This is a genomic window from Streptomyces sp. R33 (assembly GCF_041200175.1).
GTDB classification, from domain to species: domain Bacteria; phylum Actinomycetota; class Actinomycetes; order Streptomycetales; family Streptomycetaceae; genus Streptomyces; species Streptomyces katrae_B.
Genome location: NZ_CP165727.1, coordinates 7,208,467 through 7,225,225 on the forward strand (window position 1 = coordinate 7,208,467; position 16,759 = coordinate 7,225,225).

15 protein-coding genes and 1 pseudogene are annotated in these 16,759 nt (G+C 68.5%); 14 read left to right on the plus strand and 2 right to left on the minus strand.

Annotated elements, in window-relative coordinates:
* Window positions 1-13: 13 nt before the first annotated feature.
* Window positions 14-832, minus strand: coding sequence for an alpha/beta fold hydrolase (locus AB5J51_RS33135; protein WP_136222359.1), 819 nt, complete (start codon window positions 830-832; stop codon window positions 14-16).
* A gap of 94 nt (window positions 833-926) precedes the next feature.
* Between AB5J51_RS33135 and AB5J51_RS33140 the strand changes: the two genes are divergently transcribed.
* The 6 genes from AB5J51_RS33140 to AB5J51_RS33165 all read left to right on the plus strand — a co-directional run bounded on the left by AB5J51_RS33140 (window position 927) and on the right by AB5J51_RS33165 (window position 7,053).
* A complete protein-coding gene (locus tag AB5J51_RS33140; protein WP_369779298.1) occupies window positions 927-2,951 on the plus strand; it encodes a transcriptional regulator in 2,025 nt (674 codons plus the stop codon).
* Between the two features lie 271 nt (window positions 2,952-3,222).
* A complete protein-coding gene (locus tag AB5J51_RS33145; RefSeq protein ID WP_168724151.1) occupies window positions 3,223-3,387 on the plus strand; it encodes a hypothetical protein in 165 nt (54 codons plus the stop codon).
* A 718-nt stretch (window positions 3,388-4,105) separates the two neighbouring features.
* Window positions 4,106-5,314: a nitrous oxide reductase family maturation protein NosD gene (locus tag AB5J51_RS33150; RefSeq protein WP_369779299.1), complete on the plus strand. Its 1,209-nt coding sequence runs from the start codon at window positions 4,106-4,108 to the stop codon at window positions 5,312-5,314.
* Window positions 5,315-5,642: 328 nt separating this feature from the next.
* Complete coding sequence (locus AB5J51_RS33155; RefSeq protein ID WP_369779300.1) at window positions 5,643-6,356, plus strand: hypothetical protein; 714 nt, start codon at window positions 5,643-5,645, stop codon at window positions 6,354-6,356.
* On the plus strand, window positions 6,241-6,810 hold the full coding sequence (locus tag AB5J51_RS33160; RefSeq protein ID WP_369779301.1) for a PP2C family protein-serine/threonine phosphatase: 570 nt from the start codon (window positions 6,241-6,243) through the stop codon (window positions 6,808-6,810). The genes AB5J51_RS33155 and AB5J51_RS33160 overlap by 116 nt, the downstream gene beginning before the upstream one ends.
* Window positions 6,811-6,912: 102 nt before the next feature.
* Window positions 6,913-7,053 (plus strand): hypothetical protein, encoded by a 141-nt coding sequence (locus AB5J51_RS33165; RefSeq protein WP_369779302.1) that lies wholly within the window; start codon window positions 6,913-6,915, stop codon window positions 7,051-7,053.
* Between the two features lie 96 nt (window positions 7,054-7,149).
* Here the strand turns inward: AB5J51_RS33165 and AB5J51_RS33170 are convergent.
* Window positions 7,150-7,281, minus strand: a pseudogene (locus AB5J51_RS33170) (MFS transporter); the annotation flags it as partial.
* An 859-nt stretch (window positions 7,282-8,140) separates the two neighbouring features.
* Here AB5J51_RS33170 and AB5J51_RS33175 point away from each other — a divergent pair.
* The 8 genes from AB5J51_RS33175 to AB5J51_RS33210 all read left to right on the plus strand — a co-directional run bounded on the left by AB5J51_RS33175 (window position 8,141) and on the right by AB5J51_RS33210 (window position 15,915).
* Window positions 8,141-9,715, plus strand: a complete 1,575-nt coding sequence (locus AB5J51_RS33175) for a GMC family oxidoreductase (RefSeq protein WP_369779303.1) — start codon at window positions 8,141-8,143, stop codon at window positions 9,713-9,715.
* Window positions 9,716-9,837: 122 nt separating this feature from the next.
* Window positions 9,838-10,656 (plus strand): inositol monophosphatase, encoded by an 819-nt coding sequence (locus AB5J51_RS33180; protein WP_369779304.1) that lies wholly within the window; start codon window positions 9,838-9,840, stop codon window positions 10,654-10,656.
* A gap of 44 nt (window positions 10,657-10,700) precedes the next feature.
* Window positions 10,701-11,297, plus strand: coding sequence for an NADPH-dependent F420 reductase (locus AB5J51_RS33185; RefSeq protein WP_369779305.1), 597 nt, complete (start codon window positions 10,701-10,703; stop codon window positions 11,295-11,297).
* 655 nt (window positions 11,298-11,952) lie between these two features.
* The gene (locus tag AB5J51_RS33190) at window positions 11,953-12,939 is read left to right on the plus strand and encodes a helix-turn-helix domain-containing protein (RefSeq protein WP_030296791.1); all 987 of its coding nucleotides are present in this window, start codon (window positions 11,953-11,955) and stop codon (window positions 12,937-12,939) included.
* Between the two features lie 813 nt (window positions 12,940-13,752).
* Entirely contained in the window at window positions 13,753-14,679 is a 927-nt protein-coding gene (locus AB5J51_RS33195; protein ID WP_369779306.1) for a MerR family transcriptional regulator, read from the plus strand.
* Window positions 14,676-15,008 carry a hypothetical protein gene (locus tag AB5J51_RS33200; protein ID WP_136222342.1) on the plus strand — a complete coding sequence of 111 codons (333 nt, stop codon included), beginning with the start codon at window positions 14,676-14,678 and terminating at the stop codon, window positions 15,006-15,008. Before AB5J51_RS33195 ends, AB5J51_RS33200 begins: the two co-directional genes overlap by 4 nt.
* Before the next feature lie 65 nt (window positions 15,009-15,073).
* On the plus strand, window positions 15,074-15,292 hold the full coding sequence (locus AB5J51_RS33205) for a helix-turn-helix transcriptional regulator (RefSeq protein ID WP_369779307.1): 219 nt from the start codon (window positions 15,074-15,076) through the stop codon (window positions 15,290-15,292).
* Window positions 15,283-15,915: a hypothetical protein gene (locus AB5J51_RS33210; protein WP_369779308.1), complete on the plus strand. Its 633-nt coding sequence runs from the start codon at window positions 15,283-15,285 to the stop codon at window positions 15,913-15,915. Before AB5J51_RS33205 ends, AB5J51_RS33210 begins: the two co-directional genes overlap by 10 nt.
* Window positions 15,916-16,759: the final 844 nt, after the last annotated feature.

Below are 16,759 nucleotides of genomic sequence, written 5' to 3' on the forward strand. Positions count from 1 at the left end.
GTGGTGCCCGTGGTCAGGATGCGATCGGGTGCTGCTCCAGGAACCGGGCCAGGGCCTCGGCGACCGGCCGGGGCCGTTCGATGTGGAGCAGATGGCCGACGTCGTCGATGACGCACTCCTCGATGTCGGGCACGGTCGAGCGGAGGAACTCGGCGACCTCGACCCACAGCTGCAGGGTGCCGCTTCCCAGCAGGGACAGCACCGGTTGGCGGATCGCCGCGGCGTTTTCCGGGCTGAACCGCCACTCGGCCAGGGCGGGGAGCTCGATCCCGAAGAACGTGTCGGCATCCTTGACCGCCTGCTCGACGCTGCCCGGCATGCGTTCCTCGAGCAGGGCCCGGCAGCGTTCCCCGTCCATGCCGCTGACGAGGGACAGGAACAGCTCGATGGCGCGTTCGCCGTCCCCGTCGGCGTACGCTCCGAACGCCGGCGCCGCCTGCGCGAAGAACGCCTCGCCCGAGGGCACGGACAGCAGGGAGAGCTCCAGCAGGGCGACCGTCACGATGCGGTCGGGGTGGTCCTGGGCCATCTGGGCGGCGACTGCCGCGCCGCTCGAGTGTCCGGCCACGTGGGTGCGGCCGATGCCGAGGTGGTCGAGCAGCGCGATGGCATCGGCGGCGTGGTCGGCGACGGCCACCGGCCCGGGGGTGTGGGTGCTGCCGCCCCAGCCACGCTTGTGGTAGCGGACCAGCCGGTAGCGCTCGGTGAGTGCCGGTTCGGCGAGGAGCGGGGCGAACCCATCGGCCAGGACCGGGCTGATGAGCAGGACCGGCTCCCCGGTTCCGCGGATCTCGTGTTCCAGCCGGATGCCGTTCACTGTGGCGGTGTCCATGACGTCCTCCCATGCGGTTTTGTGGCTCACCATGGAGGCGTAAGCAGGACGCTTACCGCCGTAACCGACCGAGCCCGGGATCGAGGGAATGCCCGTGACCCACGCCGCTGGGGACGGAACCGGCCTGGAGCGGGCGCGGAACGCCGCGGCCTGCGGAGCGTGGTCGGACGCCTACGCCGGGTTCCTGACGGCCAGGGAAGCGGGCGATCTCGACCCGAACGGGCTCGCCGAATTCGCCGACGTCGCGTATGCCGCCGGACACCTCGACGTCACGATCGAGACCTGGGAGCAGCTCCACGGCGAACTGTCCCGGCTCGGCGAGGACAACGCAGCGGCCGGAGCCGCCGTACGGGTCGCCATGCACCTGCTGTTCGACACCGCACTCATGGCACCCGTACGAGGGTGGCTACGCCGCGCGGACCGCCTGCTCGCCACCCCACCACCGCTCACCGGAGCGCACGCGTGGTTCGCGGCGGTGCGCACCTTCGAGCGCCTCCTCAGCGGCGACCTGGAAGCCGCGCGGAGCTGGGCAGAGCGGGCGATCGAGACGGGCTCGCACACCGATCCGGCGGCGGCGGCGATCGGACGAGTGGCCCAGGCGAGACTGGTGATCCTCGACGGTGACGTCGCACGGGGCCTGGAACTCCTCGACGACGCCGGCACGGCGGCGATGGCCGGCGACCTCGATGCGCTGTCGACCGGAGTCGTCTACTGCGAGCTGGTGTGCGCACTGCAGGGCCTGGCCCAGTACGACCTGGCCGAACAGTGGACCGAGGCGATGGAGCGGTGGGCGCGCACGAACGCGATCGGCAGCCTGCACGGCCGGTGCCGCGTGCACCGGGCCGAGATCCTGCGTCTGCGGGGCCAGTGCGCGAGCGCCGAGCAGCAGGTGTTGCTCGCGTGCGAGGAGCTGCGCCCCTACGTGCGGCGCGAGCTGGGCTGGCCGCTGACGGAGCTGGGCCGGATCCGGCTGCGGCGTGGCAACCGGACCGGCGCGGAAGAGGCGCTGCTCGCCGCCCATCGCCTCGGATGGGATCCCGAACCAGGGCTCTCGCTCGTCCGGCTCGCCGACGGCGACGTCGACACGGCGGCCACCGCGATCCGGGAGGCACTGGCGCGGCCGCTGCCGGTGCCGTCGAAGGAACTGCCCCCCACCTCCGAACTGCGGCGGGCACCGTTGCTGGACGCACAGGTCAGGATCGCCGTGGCCGGCGCCGACCTGGAGACGGCACGGGTCGCGGCCCGCGAGCTCGAGGAGGTGGCCGCCGCCTTCGAAAGCAACGCGCTCGCCGCATCCGCACTGCGAGCCCGGGGGGAAGTCCTGCTCGCCGAGGGCGATGCGGCCGGCGCGTCCGCGTTCTTCACCGATGCCGTCCGGGCCTGGAACGAAGTCGGCGCCCCCTACGAGACGGCCGAGTGCCGGCTCCGGCTCGCGGACGCCCAGCGGGCCCTGGGCAACCTCCGGGCCGAGACCTTGGAGCGGGAGGCGGCGCGCACCGAGCTCGATCGGATCACCCGCGCTCCCGCGGCCGAGGAGCCGCAGACGGACGGGGCCGAGCTGGACTCCTTCGTCCGGGAGGGCGACTACTGGAGGGTCGTCTTCGACGGCCGGCGCGTGACCGCACGGGACAGCAAGGGCATGCACCACCTCGCCCGCCTCCTCGCCGCGCCGGGCCGGGAGTTCCACGTCCTCGACCTCGCCGCCGCCGACACCGCCGACCCGGACGCCGCAGCCAGGCTCGCCCGCGCCGGCGACGCCGGCCCCCTCCTGGACGCCCGCGCCAAGCAGATGTACCGCCGGCGGCTCGCGGAGATCGAGGAGGACATGGAGGAGGCCCGCGCCGACAACGACATCGCCAGGCAGGAACAGAGCGAACTCGAACGTGGATTCCTGATCAGCGAACTCACCCGGGCCGTCGGTCTCGGCGGGCGCGACCGGCACGCCGGCGCAGCCTCCGAACGGGCCCGGGCCGCCGTCACCCAGTCCGTACGCAAGGCCATCGGCCGTCTCCACGACGTGTTGCCGGCCCTCAGCGACCACCTCGACCGGACGATCCGCACGGGAACCTACTGCGTCTACGTCCCTGATCCGCGCGTTCCTCCCTCGTGGTCCACGTGAGAACTGGAAGAAACCCAGCTTCTTGGGGGAGTAGCTGACCAGGAGGTTCTTCGTCTCCTGGTGGTACAGCAGCTGCACCCACGCTGACCAGGGCAAACGGCAGTTGGTATGGCTCCTATCGAGTCGAGGGCTGTGCGGTGCACGTCATGGATTCCCGGGCCCAGTTCGTACGCGGCGATGCGATGAGGCTGCCGTTCGCGGACGGCGGGCGTCGGTGGCGAACAGCGGCGTCCTCAGCTTCGTCCCTGCTCCTGAGCCGGCCATTGCAGAGATGGCCCGCATCCTGCGCCCCGGCGGGACGCTCCCCGCGTACCTCTGGGACTACACCCAGGGAGGCATGGAACTCATCCGCTACTTCTGGGAACCGCAGTCTCCCTGGACGAGGGCAGTCGGGAGCTGGACGAGTTCCTGCGAGCGGCCGGCCTGGCGGACGTGAGGTCGACGAGATCAACATCGCCACACGCTTCAGGAATTCCGACGACTACGGGGCCCCGTTCCTGGGCGGGCAAGGGCATGCCCCGTCGTACCTCGCGTCACTGTCGCAGAAGGGGGGGCAGGTCCTCTGTCTGGTGGGCCCCGCTCCGGTTACGGGCCTGGGCTCCGGGTGCGGATCCGATCCGGCAGCAGGACCGTGCCCGCGAGTGCGCCGTAAGCCAGCTCGTCAGGCGCCCACAGAACGCGCGACACCCGCGCCCGGCAGGAACGGCTGATGGTGGCCGAGGTGGCGGGACGCGCACGCCGTGTTCCGGCTGAACCGGGCCGCGCTCCGAGCAGCCCGGTTCGACGGGGCGCTTCAGGCGGGACGTGATCCGGGAGCGCATGGAGGGTATCGGAACGCCGCACCGAACTCTACGACGCCTTCGTCTCCATCGCCTGCGGCCCTCATCTACGGGCGACGCCTCAAGCGAGCCCAACCGTGATCGTGCTGGGAGCTCCCAGCGACGCGTACGGAGTACTACCGCTTGCACACCCAGTGTGACCCCGCCTAGCTTCGCAATCAGCCTGTGCTTGCCCGGGCTTCGTTCAGTTTACGTAACTGATGGAGTCGGCAAATGGAAGCTAATTCATCAGTCCGGCTGCCAGGTCACAGCACTAGCCGACTGTACTGCCGCACTACCGGATCGCGGTCTGCGCCGAGAGTCGAGGAGAAGACCATGAAGAAGACCATTCTTGTCGTGGTGTGCGTGGCAGCGGCTACAGCCTTCCCGGTAGTGCCCAGCCAGGCAGCTCAGGCCGTACTCGTTGTGGATGACAACGGAGCGCAATGCCCGGAGGCAGCTTTCACCACGATCCAGGCAGCGATTACCGCGGCCTCGCCGGGAGACGAGATCAGGGTCTGCGCCGGCACATACAATGAGGTTGTCACCGTGAACAAGGCGAACTTGCGGTTGGTCGGACCGGCCGCCGCCCCCAGAGGGACAGCGTGCCGCCAGGTCGGAGCTCCGGATCCGACTAGTCAGGCAATCATTCAGTCGGCGGACGGTTCAGGCACTGTCCGCTTGGCGGAGAACGGCATCAGGTTCTCCCGCTTCACCGTTCAGAACAATACCTCCAGTTATGGCATTGTCATGAGTGCGGCACACTCGGGCCACCAAGTGCGGCAGAACTTGATCCAGGGTAATGTGTTCGGAGTCTATTTCAACTCCAGCGGCGCAATCCTTTCCGAGGTTGAACAGAACTGTATCCGCCAGAACAATGAACCCGGTTCCGCAAGCGGCAATGGAGTCTACTCGGATGCGGGCTTGAAGAACGCGGACATCGAAGATAACACCTTTTCCGGTAACGAGAACTCTGGTGTCCTTCTGGACGCACTGGCACCCGGAGGAGTCGATAATGTCAGAGTAAACAGAAACACATCCTTGGAGGACAGGGCCTTTGCGTTCATCTTCAAGTCCAGCAACGTCGCCGTAGGGAGCAACACCATCCGGGACAACTTTGGCGCCCCCGGGATCTTCTTCGGCGACAGCAATACGAACTTGAGGATCACCTCCAATCTCATTGAGAGGGGCTTCCTGGGCGTGCGGGCCAACGCCTTTGGCCTCTCGCCCAACACCAACGTCACCATCACCGGCAACACCATCAGAAACTCCGAATCAAGCACCGTCGGCCACGGCATCAGCGTGGCAGCGAACTCCCTCGCGAACTCCGTCATCTCCCGGAACATCGCCACCGGCAACGCGGGCGACGGCATCCGCATCGATGCCGGCGGCAACGGGGGCAACACCATCAGCTTCAACGTCGCCCGCGGCAGCGGCATGCTCGACTGCCGCGACAACACCACCGGCACCGGCACCGGTGGCACGGCCAACACCTGGGTTCGCAACATTGGCCCGAACGCGGCCCCTCCCAGCATCTGCCTCTGATCGAACTGCTGAGCCCGGATCCACCGGCTCGATGGATAGTTCCTCCGGAAACGAAGAAGTTCCTTGTGGCTTGCGATGATGGGGGTTTCTAGGACCCCATCAGGCATGATCAGCAAGGCGCTTCCGAGACGCGCCGGGGTGCTCGGTGAGCCAGGCCGCGAAGGTCTCGGCGGTGCGGTCAGGCAGTACATCCACAACGCGGTCAAACGGTGACACGGCCCGCAGGCGGACCGGACAGCGGCCGTGAGCGCAGTGGCCACCGGTGTGAGGCCCGCACAGGCGGACGCACGCCTGGACGGGACCGCCCCGCCCTCAGCCTGAGACGGCCTTGGCCCAGCCCTTGCGCTCGCCCCCGGGACCGGGAGCCGGCGGCCACCACCAGGTCGTTTTCGCCCTTCCGGAGTGCGTGCCCTTCGCGATCGCCCTGCTGGTGCTCCTCATCGAGTTCACGCCCGCGCACGTCGGGTACACCGTCCCGCCACTGGTGGCGACACCCGCTCTGGCGGCGGTGACGATGGGGCCGAAGGGCACGCTCGCGGCGGTGGGGGCGGCCGTCGGTGTCAGCTTGGCCACCGCCACCTACAACCAGGCCTGGGGCAGCCAACAGGTCTACACGAACTTCCTCGCCCTGTTTTTGGTCTCGGCCGCGAGCTTCATGACGAGCAGCGCTGCGCGCACGCGCAGGGAGAACGAGCTCAACCAGGTTCGCCGGATCGCCACGGCCGCCCAGGAGGTCCTCCTACGGCCCGTGCCGGACCGGCTGGGCCCCGTACGGGCGTCCAGCATGTACCTGGCGGCCGAGACGGGCTCGCAGATCGGCGGCGATCTGTACGACGTGGTCCAGACCCGGTACGGGGTCCGGATGATCGTCGGGGATGTCCGGGGCAAGGCATTGCCCGCCGTACGGGCCGCCGCGGTCGTGCTGGGTGCGTTCCGGGAGGTCGTCCACTACGAGGACGACCTGGTCGGAGGTCATCAACCACTGCGGAGAGGCCCTGCGCCGGGACGCCGTCGTCGCGGTCGCGGGCGTGGTCGGCGGTGACGACGCCCTCCTGGAGGCATTTGTCACCGCGCTCGTGGCCCAGATCCCGGACAGCCCGCACTTCGAGACGATCAACCGGGGTCACCCGCTGCCGCTGCTCCTGGGCAACGGCACGGTCCGGCCCTTGATGCCCACCGTCCCCCTGCCGCCGTTCGGGCTTGAGGAATTCATCAGCGGCCCTCCTGCGTTGACGGACAGCTATCAGTTCGCACCGGGGGACCGGCTGCAGCTGTACACCGACGGCGTCATCGAGGCCCGCGACTGGGACGACACCTTCTTCGACCTGCCCGAGGCCATGATGGCCATGCGTGACCACACCCGACAGGCGTTCCTGGAGGGCCTGCGCCAAGCGTTGCTCCGCAACGCCCAGAGCCGCCTCGCGGACGACGTGGCGGTCATCCTCGTCGACCGGTGCGAGGACGCGGGGCACCAGCCGACCGGAGGCCCGACGTAGTGTCCGCGGCAGGTCACGTGAACACGCGCCGGCCATGGAGTGCCTCCCGCTGCCGGGGGACTGTAAAAGGTCGGTGTAACTCCTGATCATGGAAGTGCATCGATGATCAGCAAGAACGTGACCGTGGACGAGTCTGCCGAGCCGACTGAGCAGGCGCTGTCGAGGTCTGTGGATGACCGGCTGATTGACGAGCCGGTGGGCCAAGCCCAGGCCCGAGGGCCCGCAGCCCGCCCTGGCCTGTGAGGTTGGTCCCGTCGGCCTTGGCCCGGTCCGCCAGCTGGCCGATCAACTGGTCACCCGGCTGGTCGGATCCAGCCCGGCCAGCCGGGTGAGCGGGCGTTAGCCCATTTCCTCCAGGGTTTTGCCCTTGGTCTCCTTGATGCAGAACACCACGAACGGGGTGGACAGCAAGGCGAACACGGCGTAGATGACGTAGGTCGCCGACAGGTTCCAGTCGGCGAGGTCCTGGAAGGTGACGCTCCTGGCGTGGGGTGGGCCGGGAAGTTCTGGGAATGATTGCCGGGAGGCTTCCGTCGTCCGCCGCGCGGACAACCGCGCGGCGGAACATCGTCTCGTACCAGCCGGAGCCCCACCACTCGCCGATCGACTCGGTGTGGGAGCCGTGCAGGAGAGCAGGCGGAGGGTGGCTTCCGGGCCGAGGTTCTCGTCGACCTGCTGCCAGAGGTCGATCTCCCGGTGGACGGACGTGAGGATCCGCACCCATCCCCGATGCCACGGGCCCGCCGTGGCCGGAACTGCGGCCGCCTAACGTCCTTGCTGCCGACCCAGGTTCACGCGGCCGTCGGTGGGAAAGGGCGGCCACCTGTGGCAGGGCAAGAAGTCGGTCGGCGTGTACGAGCAGCCTGACCCAGTGCTGTGTGACGCCGACTGTCTCGCCACACGTATGGCGCTGAGGTTCCGAACGAACGTCGCGGAGGTTCAAGTACGCGCCGTGTCCGTTTTCCTAAGATTCGACGGCAGAAGGGAAACCCGGGCTGTTCCAGGACGGGTACACACCAAGGACAAGAAACGCGTGAAACAAGAGAAGTCCAGCCGGAAGGCCGTCATCGCAGGCACATGCGCCGGCATGGACATCCCCAACGGGGTGATCGGCAATGGCCGGACCGGGCGCTCCCAGGCCCGTCGGATCAAGGTGATCGTTTGCCGCCGGGCCACCTCGGTGTCCGTCAGCACCAGCAGCGCGCGCGGCCTGCCTGCGGACAGCCCCGCTCCACTGGAGCCCGCTCGCTGCTGATCAGCCGGTTCCACGCCTTCTGCGCGCCGAGCTCGGACTTCTCGGCCCCATTAGTTCGTGCAAGCAATCAGCTCTTTGATCGTCGAGGAGCCTTTTCCTGAAACCCGGTGGTCGGACAGTGCTGCCGTGGGAAGCGGAGACATGATGGGCAAGAGTCCTTATGACTATGTCGTGGTGGGAGCGGGGACGGCGGGGTGCGTGATTGCCTCCCGGCTTTCGGAACGCCCGGGCGTGCGGGTGTTGTTGCTGGAGGCGGGAGCCGGGGACGCAACCGAGGCGATGGCATCTCCTTGGGGGTTCCTGGGGTTTGACCCGTCATCCCTCTGGCTGGGCGCCTCGACCGTGCAGGCCGGTACAGGCAGGGCCGCTGACGTGCTGCGCGGTAAGGCGCTCGGCGGATCGTCGAGCATCAACGGCCTCTACCACCTGCGGGGGCACCGGTCCGGTTACGACGAATGGCCCGGCCTCGGCGCTCCGGGCTGGGGTTTCGACGATCTGCTGCCGTATTTCCGCCGCAGCGAGAGCACTCGCAGCCGTGATGCCTCCGTGCGGGGCACGGACGGGCCGGTCGCGGTCGCCCCGGTCCCGGAACCCCATCCCCTGGCCACGGCGGGCGTCGACGCCGCAGCGGAGGCCGGGTTCGCACGCGCCGATGACATCGGCAGCGGGCTGGAGACCGGGTTCGGGTGGAGTGACATGAATCTGCCCGGCGGCGCCCGCCAGAGCGCGGCCGACGCCTACATCCGTCCGTTCCTCGACCGGCCGAACCTGGACGTCGTCACGGACGCGACCGTGCAGCGGCTGCGCACCACCGCGGGCCGCTGCACCGGCGTCGAGTACACCATCGGTGGGGAGCACCTGTCCATCGACAGCGCCGAGGTCATATTGACCGCGGGAGCCATCGGTTCCGCGCACCTCCTGATGCTGTCAGGGATCGGCCCGGCCCAACACCTTGAGGAACACGGTATCGACGTCGTCGCCGACCTGCCGGGAGTGGGATCCCATCTGCAGGACCATCCGATGGCGGGCGTGGTGTACGAGGCCGACCAGCCCGTACCGTTCGTTCCTGCCAACCCGCCGGCCGAAATGATGGGCCTGCTGTTCAGCGATCCCGCCGCGGCCCGGCCGGACCTTCAGGTCTACATCGTCGCCGCACCGCTCCCGTCGGCTTGGGGCCAGCCGCCGGCCAACGGCTACTCCATAGCCTTCTCCGCGATGGCTCCGCACAGCAGCGGCACCGTGCGCCTGGCGGACGCCCATCCCGCCAGTGTTCCCGTCGTCGACCCGGGCTACCTGAGCGACGACCGTGACCTGGAGGTCATGCGCAAGGGCCTGGCAGTGGCACGCCGCATCGGCGAGGCAGACGCGTTCGCCCACTGGCGCAAGCAGGAAGCGGTGCCGGGCTCCGGGACGAGCGGCGAATCTGTGGACGAGTTCATTCGCAAGGCCACCGGCCCCTACTTCCACTTCACCGGCACCTGCCGCATGGGAACCGACGCCGATGCCGTCGTCGACCCTGCGAACCTTCGCGTGCACGGAATAGCCGGACTGCGTGTCGCCGATGCCTCGGTGATGCCGTCCATCCCCTCGGCCAACACCAACGCGACCGTTTACGCCATCGCCGAACGGGCCGCCGAACTGATCGACTGAGCCTTCTTCCGCGCCCACGGCGCTTCCACAACGCGCTTCATCCCCCCGTCGTCCGTCGTCCGTCGTCCGTCGAACGCGACCCCGACCGGCCTCATCACCCCTCCTCAGACAGGAGCACCACCATGTCCGAAACGCTTCAGACCACTGACGCCGTCACCTCCGACGCCGACCTGCTCGACCGCACCGCGACCGCCGTGCGCGCCGCCGGTGCGGCGCTGCGCGAGCGTTTCGGCGATGTGGTCCGTTACGAGACCCGTGACGAGCTGATGCGTGCGCTCGCCGTCAACGACGACACGGCCCTGGACATCCTGCGCCCCTGCCTCACGAGCCTGCGCCCGGAGGCCGGCTGGGTGGAGGACGAGCTGGACGGCGGGGCGCTGCCGCCCGGCGAGTGGTGGGTCGTGGACCCGGCCGAAGGCAACGTCAACCACCTGCACGCGCTGCCGGAGTGGGCGGTGACCGCGACCCTCGTGCGTGAGAACCAGCCGGTGCTCACCGCGGTCCACCTGCCGCTGACCGGCGAGACCTACACCGCGCTCACCGGCGCCGGCGCCTACCTCGACGGCCGGCCGCTGCGCGTCTCCCCGACCGCGGACCTCGGCCTGAGCATCGTGGCCACCAGCCAGGCCCGGCCGGACGAGGACGAGAAGGTCGTACGGCGCGTCGGCTCCTCGATCACCGCGATGCTCTTCGACGCGCTCGTCGTCCGCACCGCCGTGCCCGCGACCCTGCACCTCACGAACGTGGCCGCCGGCCGCATCGACGCCTTCTGGCAGTTCGCCGGCGCCCGAGCGGACCTGCTGCCCGGCGCGCTGCTCGTCACCGAGGCCGGCGGACAGATCTCCGACGCCGAGGGCCGCCCCTGGACCCCGCAGAGCGAGAGCTTCCTGGCCGCCGCGCCCGGCGTCCACGCCGAAGCCGTCGCCACGCTCTCCCGCTGACCCCGCACACCACAACCCGCACCCAACGCAAGGACCAGAACATCATGACCACGATCGCAGTTCTCGGAAACGGCCGCGTCGGCGGCAACCTGGCGAAAGCCCTCACCCTGGCAGGGCACGAGGTGACCGTCGCGGACCGCGCGCCGGGCGCCGCCGCCGATGCCGCCCGGGCGGCCCGGATCGTCATCAACGCCACCCCGGGCGCCGGCTCCCTGGAACGTCTCGCCGCCCTGCGCGAAGAGCTGCACGGCAAGATCCTCGTGGACGTCTCCAACGCCACCGTCGACGGACCGGACGGACTGCCCGCCGCCCTGATCTACCCCGGTTCAAGCCTCGCCGAGCAACTCCAGGCAGCGCTCCCCGAAACGCACGTCGTCAAGACGCTCAACACCATGCTCTTCCCGGTGATGACCGCCCCGGCCACGCTCACCCAGACGCCAACCGCCTTCCTCTCCGGCGAGGAACCGGAGGCCAAGCGGACCGTCCTTGAACTGCTCATCGACCTCGGCTGGCGCAAGGAATGGATCACCGACCTCGGCGGGATCCAGACCGCTCGCGCCACGGAGGCCGCGATACTGTTCGTACCGCACGTCATCCGGTCCATCGGATTCACCCCCTTCGCGATGTCGATCGCCCGCTGACCGTCGAGCCGCGCAACCTGCAGGTGACCGGAGCCGGCACCGGCACGGATGGGTTCCCGGTGGGACACGACCGCGACAGGATGATCTTGGTCGACACGGCTTGGCAGGCCGATCGGCATGGCCCGCAGGCCGGAAGACGCCCGGATTCGGCTGCGGCTCGGTGAGTGACCTACCCGGGCAACTACCAGGTCGCGCTCACGGTCCGTTCCGTCGACACCGGGGCTGTGCACTACTCGGTGCCTCCGGGGCAGCACCTGCGTGGGCGTGGCCGACGCCATCGGCCCACACGGCGAACTCCGTGCCGGCCACTAACCGTTACCTCCGGCGAAAGGTCCGACCGAGGCGGCGAAGACGTCCCCGGCACGAGCCCATGAGGGAGGACCGAGCGCGAGTGCGACCCCTGACGATCAGGCTGCGACCTGATCGTCAGGGGTCGCGTCGTTCATCTCGCCGAATCGGAAACATCAGCTCTGCCTCCCGGCCGCTGCAATGCGAGCCGTCTATAGGAAGATTGGCACGGTGTCCACATGGGTCATGGCGGCGTCCTGCGGAACACGACCACCACAGGACGGCGTTGAAGCGATGAAGACGAGAGGATCGCAGAGGGATGCACGGTACTGGAGCGGAGGTCGACGGCGCGCGCGGGGTGTTCGCAGTGGACTCGACCGCCCCGGATTCCGCACCGCGGGGACTCGACGTCTTCCGGCGCGGGTGGCAGACGCAGGTCGGCGACGATGTCTTCCAACTGCCGGCCTTCAGCCCGGACACGATCGGTGACTTCCGGGTCAAGGGCAAGGTTGCCAAGGTGCATGGCGCGGCGATCGCCGATCTCCACGCCGCGTCGGCAACCCGGACCGCGGACGTCCCGGGCGGCGATCAGGATCTGGTTGCCATGTACGTCGTGCGGAGCGGCGCATGGACTCTGGGCGGCCCGTCCGGCTACGGCGACCAGACCGTGTCGGCCGGGCAGTTCCTCGTCCGGCACCTCGGGCGCCTGACGGCCTTCGAGACGACGGCGCACCTCACGGCGAAGTTCCTCGTCCTGCCCCCCGGCGAGCTCAAACCCCTGCTCGGGAACCGGGTCGTCACCGGGCCGGCGGACTCGGCCGAGGTGCGCTTGCTGACGGCCCTTGCAGACATGATCCACATGACCGTGGCCGACCTCGGCCCGGCCGGTGTGGCAGCTGCCCAAGGTACCCTGATCGAGCTGACCAAGGCGGTGGTGAAGGGCCGGTTCGACGACGTAGAGCCCCGGTTGGCTCCCGCGCTCACCCAGGCGGCCAAGGACCTCGCGGACCGTCGGCTCGCTGATCCCGAACTTTCTCCGGCGATGCTTGCGCGTGAACTCAACGTCTCCGTCCGCACGCTGCACCGGGCATTCGCCGCGGTGGGAGAGCAGGTGAGCACCTACATCCGCCACCGGCGACTGCATGAGGCCCGGCTCGCCCTTGTCTCGCCGTCAGGTCGCCTGAGCATTTCGGAACTCGCCGCACACTGGCAGTTCGCGGACGGCAGTCACTTCACCCGAGCCTTCAAGAAGCACTACGGTCAGACTCCCACCGAGTGCGCCCGCTCGACCGGACCGGCCTCGCTCTCGCCGAACCGGCACCCGCCGGGCCACGGGTCGGCCGATAGCGCGTGACCAGAGGTACGGCTGCAGTTCAGCGGATGCCGCCGACTCGTGTCCCAAGCAAGGCAGCGGGGCGCTGTGGGCGGCCTGGGCACCGGCTGGAGGCTCGACGACCTGCACCGCACGCGACCCGCCGACAACGAGGGCCGGGATGACGTGCCCGAACCGTCACGGCTTCGCCTGTGACTCCGACGGCTATCGCGTCACGGCTGCCAAGGGCAGCACAGTGCTCCGCACCTCGTCCTGGGACGTCAACGGAGCCCTGCCCACCATCGGCGCCGAGTACGACGGCAGAGGCCTTGAATATCGCCACAAATGCGGTCGGTACGCAACCGCGGAACCGTCGTGTCCCGCGCCATGTCCTGGCTGTCCGTCTGCCAGGCGTCCAGCACGCCCGCCCGTCGGGCCGTCACGTCCCGTGCTTGAATCTCGCGCGGGGTGCGTGGGGACAGTTGTGACTCGAACCCGAGGAGTACCCCGTCCGCCCCACGGATGGGGGGCAGGGCGGCTGCCACCTAATGGGCTGTCCCGTAACCGTGGTGGATCAGCGCACGGCGTCTGCTGCGGGGCATCGCAATGCGGAGGGGCGTTTCCCGTACTGGGCATATACGGGGCGTTCCGACAACGCACCAGAGTGCTGCAGTCGGCCTCGCGCACCCGCCAGGAAGGTGCTTCCTCTGGGTCACCCGGCGGTCCCGAAGAAGATGGGGACGGAATGAAGTGCGACAAGGTGCAAGCAGCCGTGGTGATCCAAGACGGCGGCATAAACCCTGTTGTGTCCGCCCCGGTTGAGTCTCCCGTAGGGGGAGACGAAAGGCTGGGGGTATGCGCAGCGACACGCAATATTCCATCGGGGAGTTGTCCCGCCGGACCGGACTGACGGTGAAGACGATCCGGTACTACTCCGACCGGGGCATTGTCCCGCCGACTGACCGGAGCCCGGCGGGCTACCGGTTCTACGGTCCGGACGCGCTTACCCGCCTCGAGCTGGCCCGCACACTGCGCGAACTGGGGCTCGACCTGGCCACGGTGCGCAAGGTGCTGGACCGGGAGGCTTCCCTGTCGGAGGTCATGCAAGCTCACGCCGACGCCTTGGACGTGCAGATCCGTACCTTGAGCCTGCGCCGCGCCCTTCTTCGAGCGGCCGCCGGGCGCGGCCGCCCTACTCCTCTGGAGATGGACCTCGTGCACCGACTTGCCACACTCTCCCGGACCGAACGCCATCGACTCGTGGCCGACTTCATCGACGAAGCCTTCACGGGCCTTCACACCAATGCCGAGTTCGTGAGCCTGATGCAATCCGTTCTGCCTGAACTACCCGAAAGTCCCACGCCCGAGCAGGTCGATGCCTGGGTGGGACTTGCCGAACTCTGCCAGACAGCGGACTTCCGTGGTGCGATCCGGCGGACAGCCGAGGACCAAGCGGAAGAGCTCTCCCGGAGGGGCGGCATCGCGCTGCAAGAGTCCCTCAACCTGGCGATGCGCGAACGGATCAACGAGGCTGTGTCTACCGGGCTGTTTCCGGCCTCCACCGCGGACGCATCCCCGGCCGACCCACTGGGAGAGCTCTACGCCCAGACGTTCGAGCGTGCCGAGGAGAGCGATCTGGGCCGCTGGCTCCTCGCCCGCCTGCGCACGAACACCGACCCGCTCGTGGAGCGCTACTGGCAGCTCCTGGCGACGGCAAACGGATGGCCCCCCTCATCGACCCTCGCGCCGGTTCACTCCTGGTTCACAGGGGCGGCGGCATGAGGACGCGCGACCTCACGTTCGGCTTGTACGCGGATGTGGAGGGGCTGGCCTGGGTCAAAACGCTTGTCGAGGACGCCGTGGGCTCTCGCGGCGCCCGGATCGTCGGTGTGAGCGAGACGTCACCCGCCGATGCGTACGACTTCCTGGCGCAGCAGTGGGCCGTGGAACATCCCGCCCGGACCAGTGGCGCTCGGCAGCCGATCGAGTTGCGTGTCCGCTTGGTGTGTTCCCTTCGGAGGCGTAGAGCCCTCCGCAAGGCGGTGATCGCGGCCCTGTGCCCGGAGGGGAAGGTCTCCCACCGCTGCCGTGTCCCGTGGATGGCCCCCTGAAAGCGGGAACGCAGGAGGCGCGGTGCCAGACGTCAGGGTGCGTCTGATTCGCAAGACACGGGAACATGGAGCAGCCTGCTCCGGAATCGGAGTCACCGCCTGCCTTGAAGCTTGCGGAGGTTCTGGCGGAGATCCGCATGAGTCCGTCGGCGTTCTACCGTATGCGCGCGCGAGGGCAAGCGCCCCGGATGACCAAACTGCCAAACGGCGAACTCAGGTGCCGTCGTTCCGATCTGGACGCCTGGTGGGATGCTTGTGAGAAGGATTCTGACACTTGGCGCTGAGTTACAACGTCCGCTTCTGGGAAATACGCGAGCGTGCCGGGCGGCGAAAGCCGTTTATGGTCCGCCGCTGGACGGTCAGCGGGCTCGAAAAGTCTGAATCGTTCATGACTGTCGGTCTCGCGGACAGTCGACGTTCCAAGCTGATGACCGCAGCCCGGGACGGGCAGCCGTTTGACGAGGAGACGGGGCTTCCGGCATCCGAGTTGCGGACCCTGAAGCAGAGAACGACATGGTACGACCTGGCCCATGAATACATTGACGATCGATGGGCGCGCACGCCGGGCAATACGCGCCGCACGCTCGCTGATGCGTTAGCCACCATCACCCCCGCGTTGATGCGGCCAGGTGCAACGTATGCGGAGCCACGCGTCCTGCGACGGGCTCTGTACTCGTGGGCCTTCAACAAGAATGCCTGGGAGCAAGAGCCTGCCGATGACTGGCAGCACGCACTCGACTGGATCAAACACAATTCCCTCCCCGTCAGCTCCCTGGCGGAGGTGGATGTATTGCGGCGCGCGCTGGACGCGCTGTCTCGCAAGCTCGACGGCAAGCCGGCTTCAGCGAAGACCGCGCGGCGGAAGCGGGCAGCGTTCAACGAGGCCTTGAACACGGTGGTGGAGTAAGGGTACTTCGCTGACAACCCCCTGAACGGGATCAGGTGGAACGCGCCGACTGTCAACGACGAGGTGGACCCGGCCGCCGTGCCCAACCCCCTCCAGGTGGCACGGCTGCTGGCCGCAGTTGGGCAGCAGCGCGGGCGCGGCCCTCGCCTCGAGGCGTTCTTCGGTTGCATGTACTACGCCGCGATGAGGCCGGCGGAGGTGATTCACCTCCGCATCGAGCAATGCCACCTGCCCAAGACGGGATGGGGGCTGCTCAACCTGTCCGGCGGTGTCGTCGCCGCGGGCAAGGATTGGACGGACGACGGCGAGGTGTACGAAGTGCACTCGCTCAAGCGCCGTGCCGCTACGGCGACGCGCCCTGTGCCCATCCCGCCCCACTTCGTTAGCGTGCTTCGCGCGCACATCGACCGTTTCGGTGTTGCCCCGGACGGGCGGCTGTGCCGGAATCAGGCGGGCAACTACGTAGAGGCCGGGGCGTACGGCATCACGTGGTCGAGGGCAAGGAAGTACGTCCTGACCCGGACGGAACTCGCCATGGGTCTGGCCAAGCGGCCCTACGACCTCCGGCATGCCGGGATCTCGTTCTGGCTGCACTCCGGGGTTGACCCCCCGCTGAGTGTGCACGGCGGGCCGGGCACACCATCCATGTCCTGTTCAAGCACTACGCCATGTTCCTGGACGGTGTGCAGGAGCAGGCCAACCGTCTCATCGAGCAATCGATGGAGGAGTGGAACCGCGTCAGCCAGGGCGCGGGACCTACGGGGTGAGACCGGTTTGATCCGTGACTGGTCCGGAAGCGCTGGTCAGGAGCGGGATAGGGGTGGGAGGAACTGGGAGGAACAGA

What these genes read in the sequence shown, in the direction of transcription:
- AB5J51_RS33180 (WP_369779304.1), top strand. Translation starts at nt 9,838, where the DNA reads ATGTCCGAAACGCTTCAGACCACTGACGCCGTCACCTCCGACGCCGAC.
- AB5J51_RS33145 (WP_168724151.1), top strand. Translation starts at nt 3,223, where the DNA reads ATGGCCCGCATCCTGCGCCCCGGCGGGACGCTCCCCGCGTACCTCTGG.
- AB5J51_RS33165 (WP_369779302.1), top strand. Translation starts at nt 6,913, where the DNA reads ATGATCAGCAAGAACGTGACCGTGGACGAGTCTGCCGAGCCGACTGAG.
- AB5J51_RS33135 (WP_136222359.1), bottom strand. Translation starts at nt 832, where the DNA reads ATGGACACCGCCACAGTGAACGGCATCCGGCTGGAACACGAGATCCGC.
- AB5J51_RS33195 (WP_369779306.1), top strand. Translation starts at nt 13,753, where the DNA reads ATGCGCAGCGACACGCAATATTCCATCGGGGAGTTGTCCCGCCGGACC.
- AB5J51_RS33185 (WP_369779305.1), top strand. Translation starts at nt 10,701, where the DNA reads ATGACCACGATCGCAGTTCTCGGAAACGGCCGCGTCGGCGGCAACCTG.
- AB5J51_RS33200 (WP_136222342.1), top strand. Translation starts at nt 14,676, where the DNA reads ATGAGGACGCGCGACCTCACGTTCGGCTTGTACGCGGATGTGGAGGGG.
- AB5J51_RS33205 (WP_369779307.1), top strand. Translation starts at nt 15,074, where the DNA reads ATGGAGCAGCCTGCTCCGGAATCGGAGTCACCGCCTGCCTTGAAGCTT.
- AB5J51_RS33150 (WP_369779299.1), top strand. Translation starts at nt 4,106, where the DNA reads ATGAAGAAGACCATTCTTGTCGTGGTGTGCGTGGCAGCGGCTACAGCC.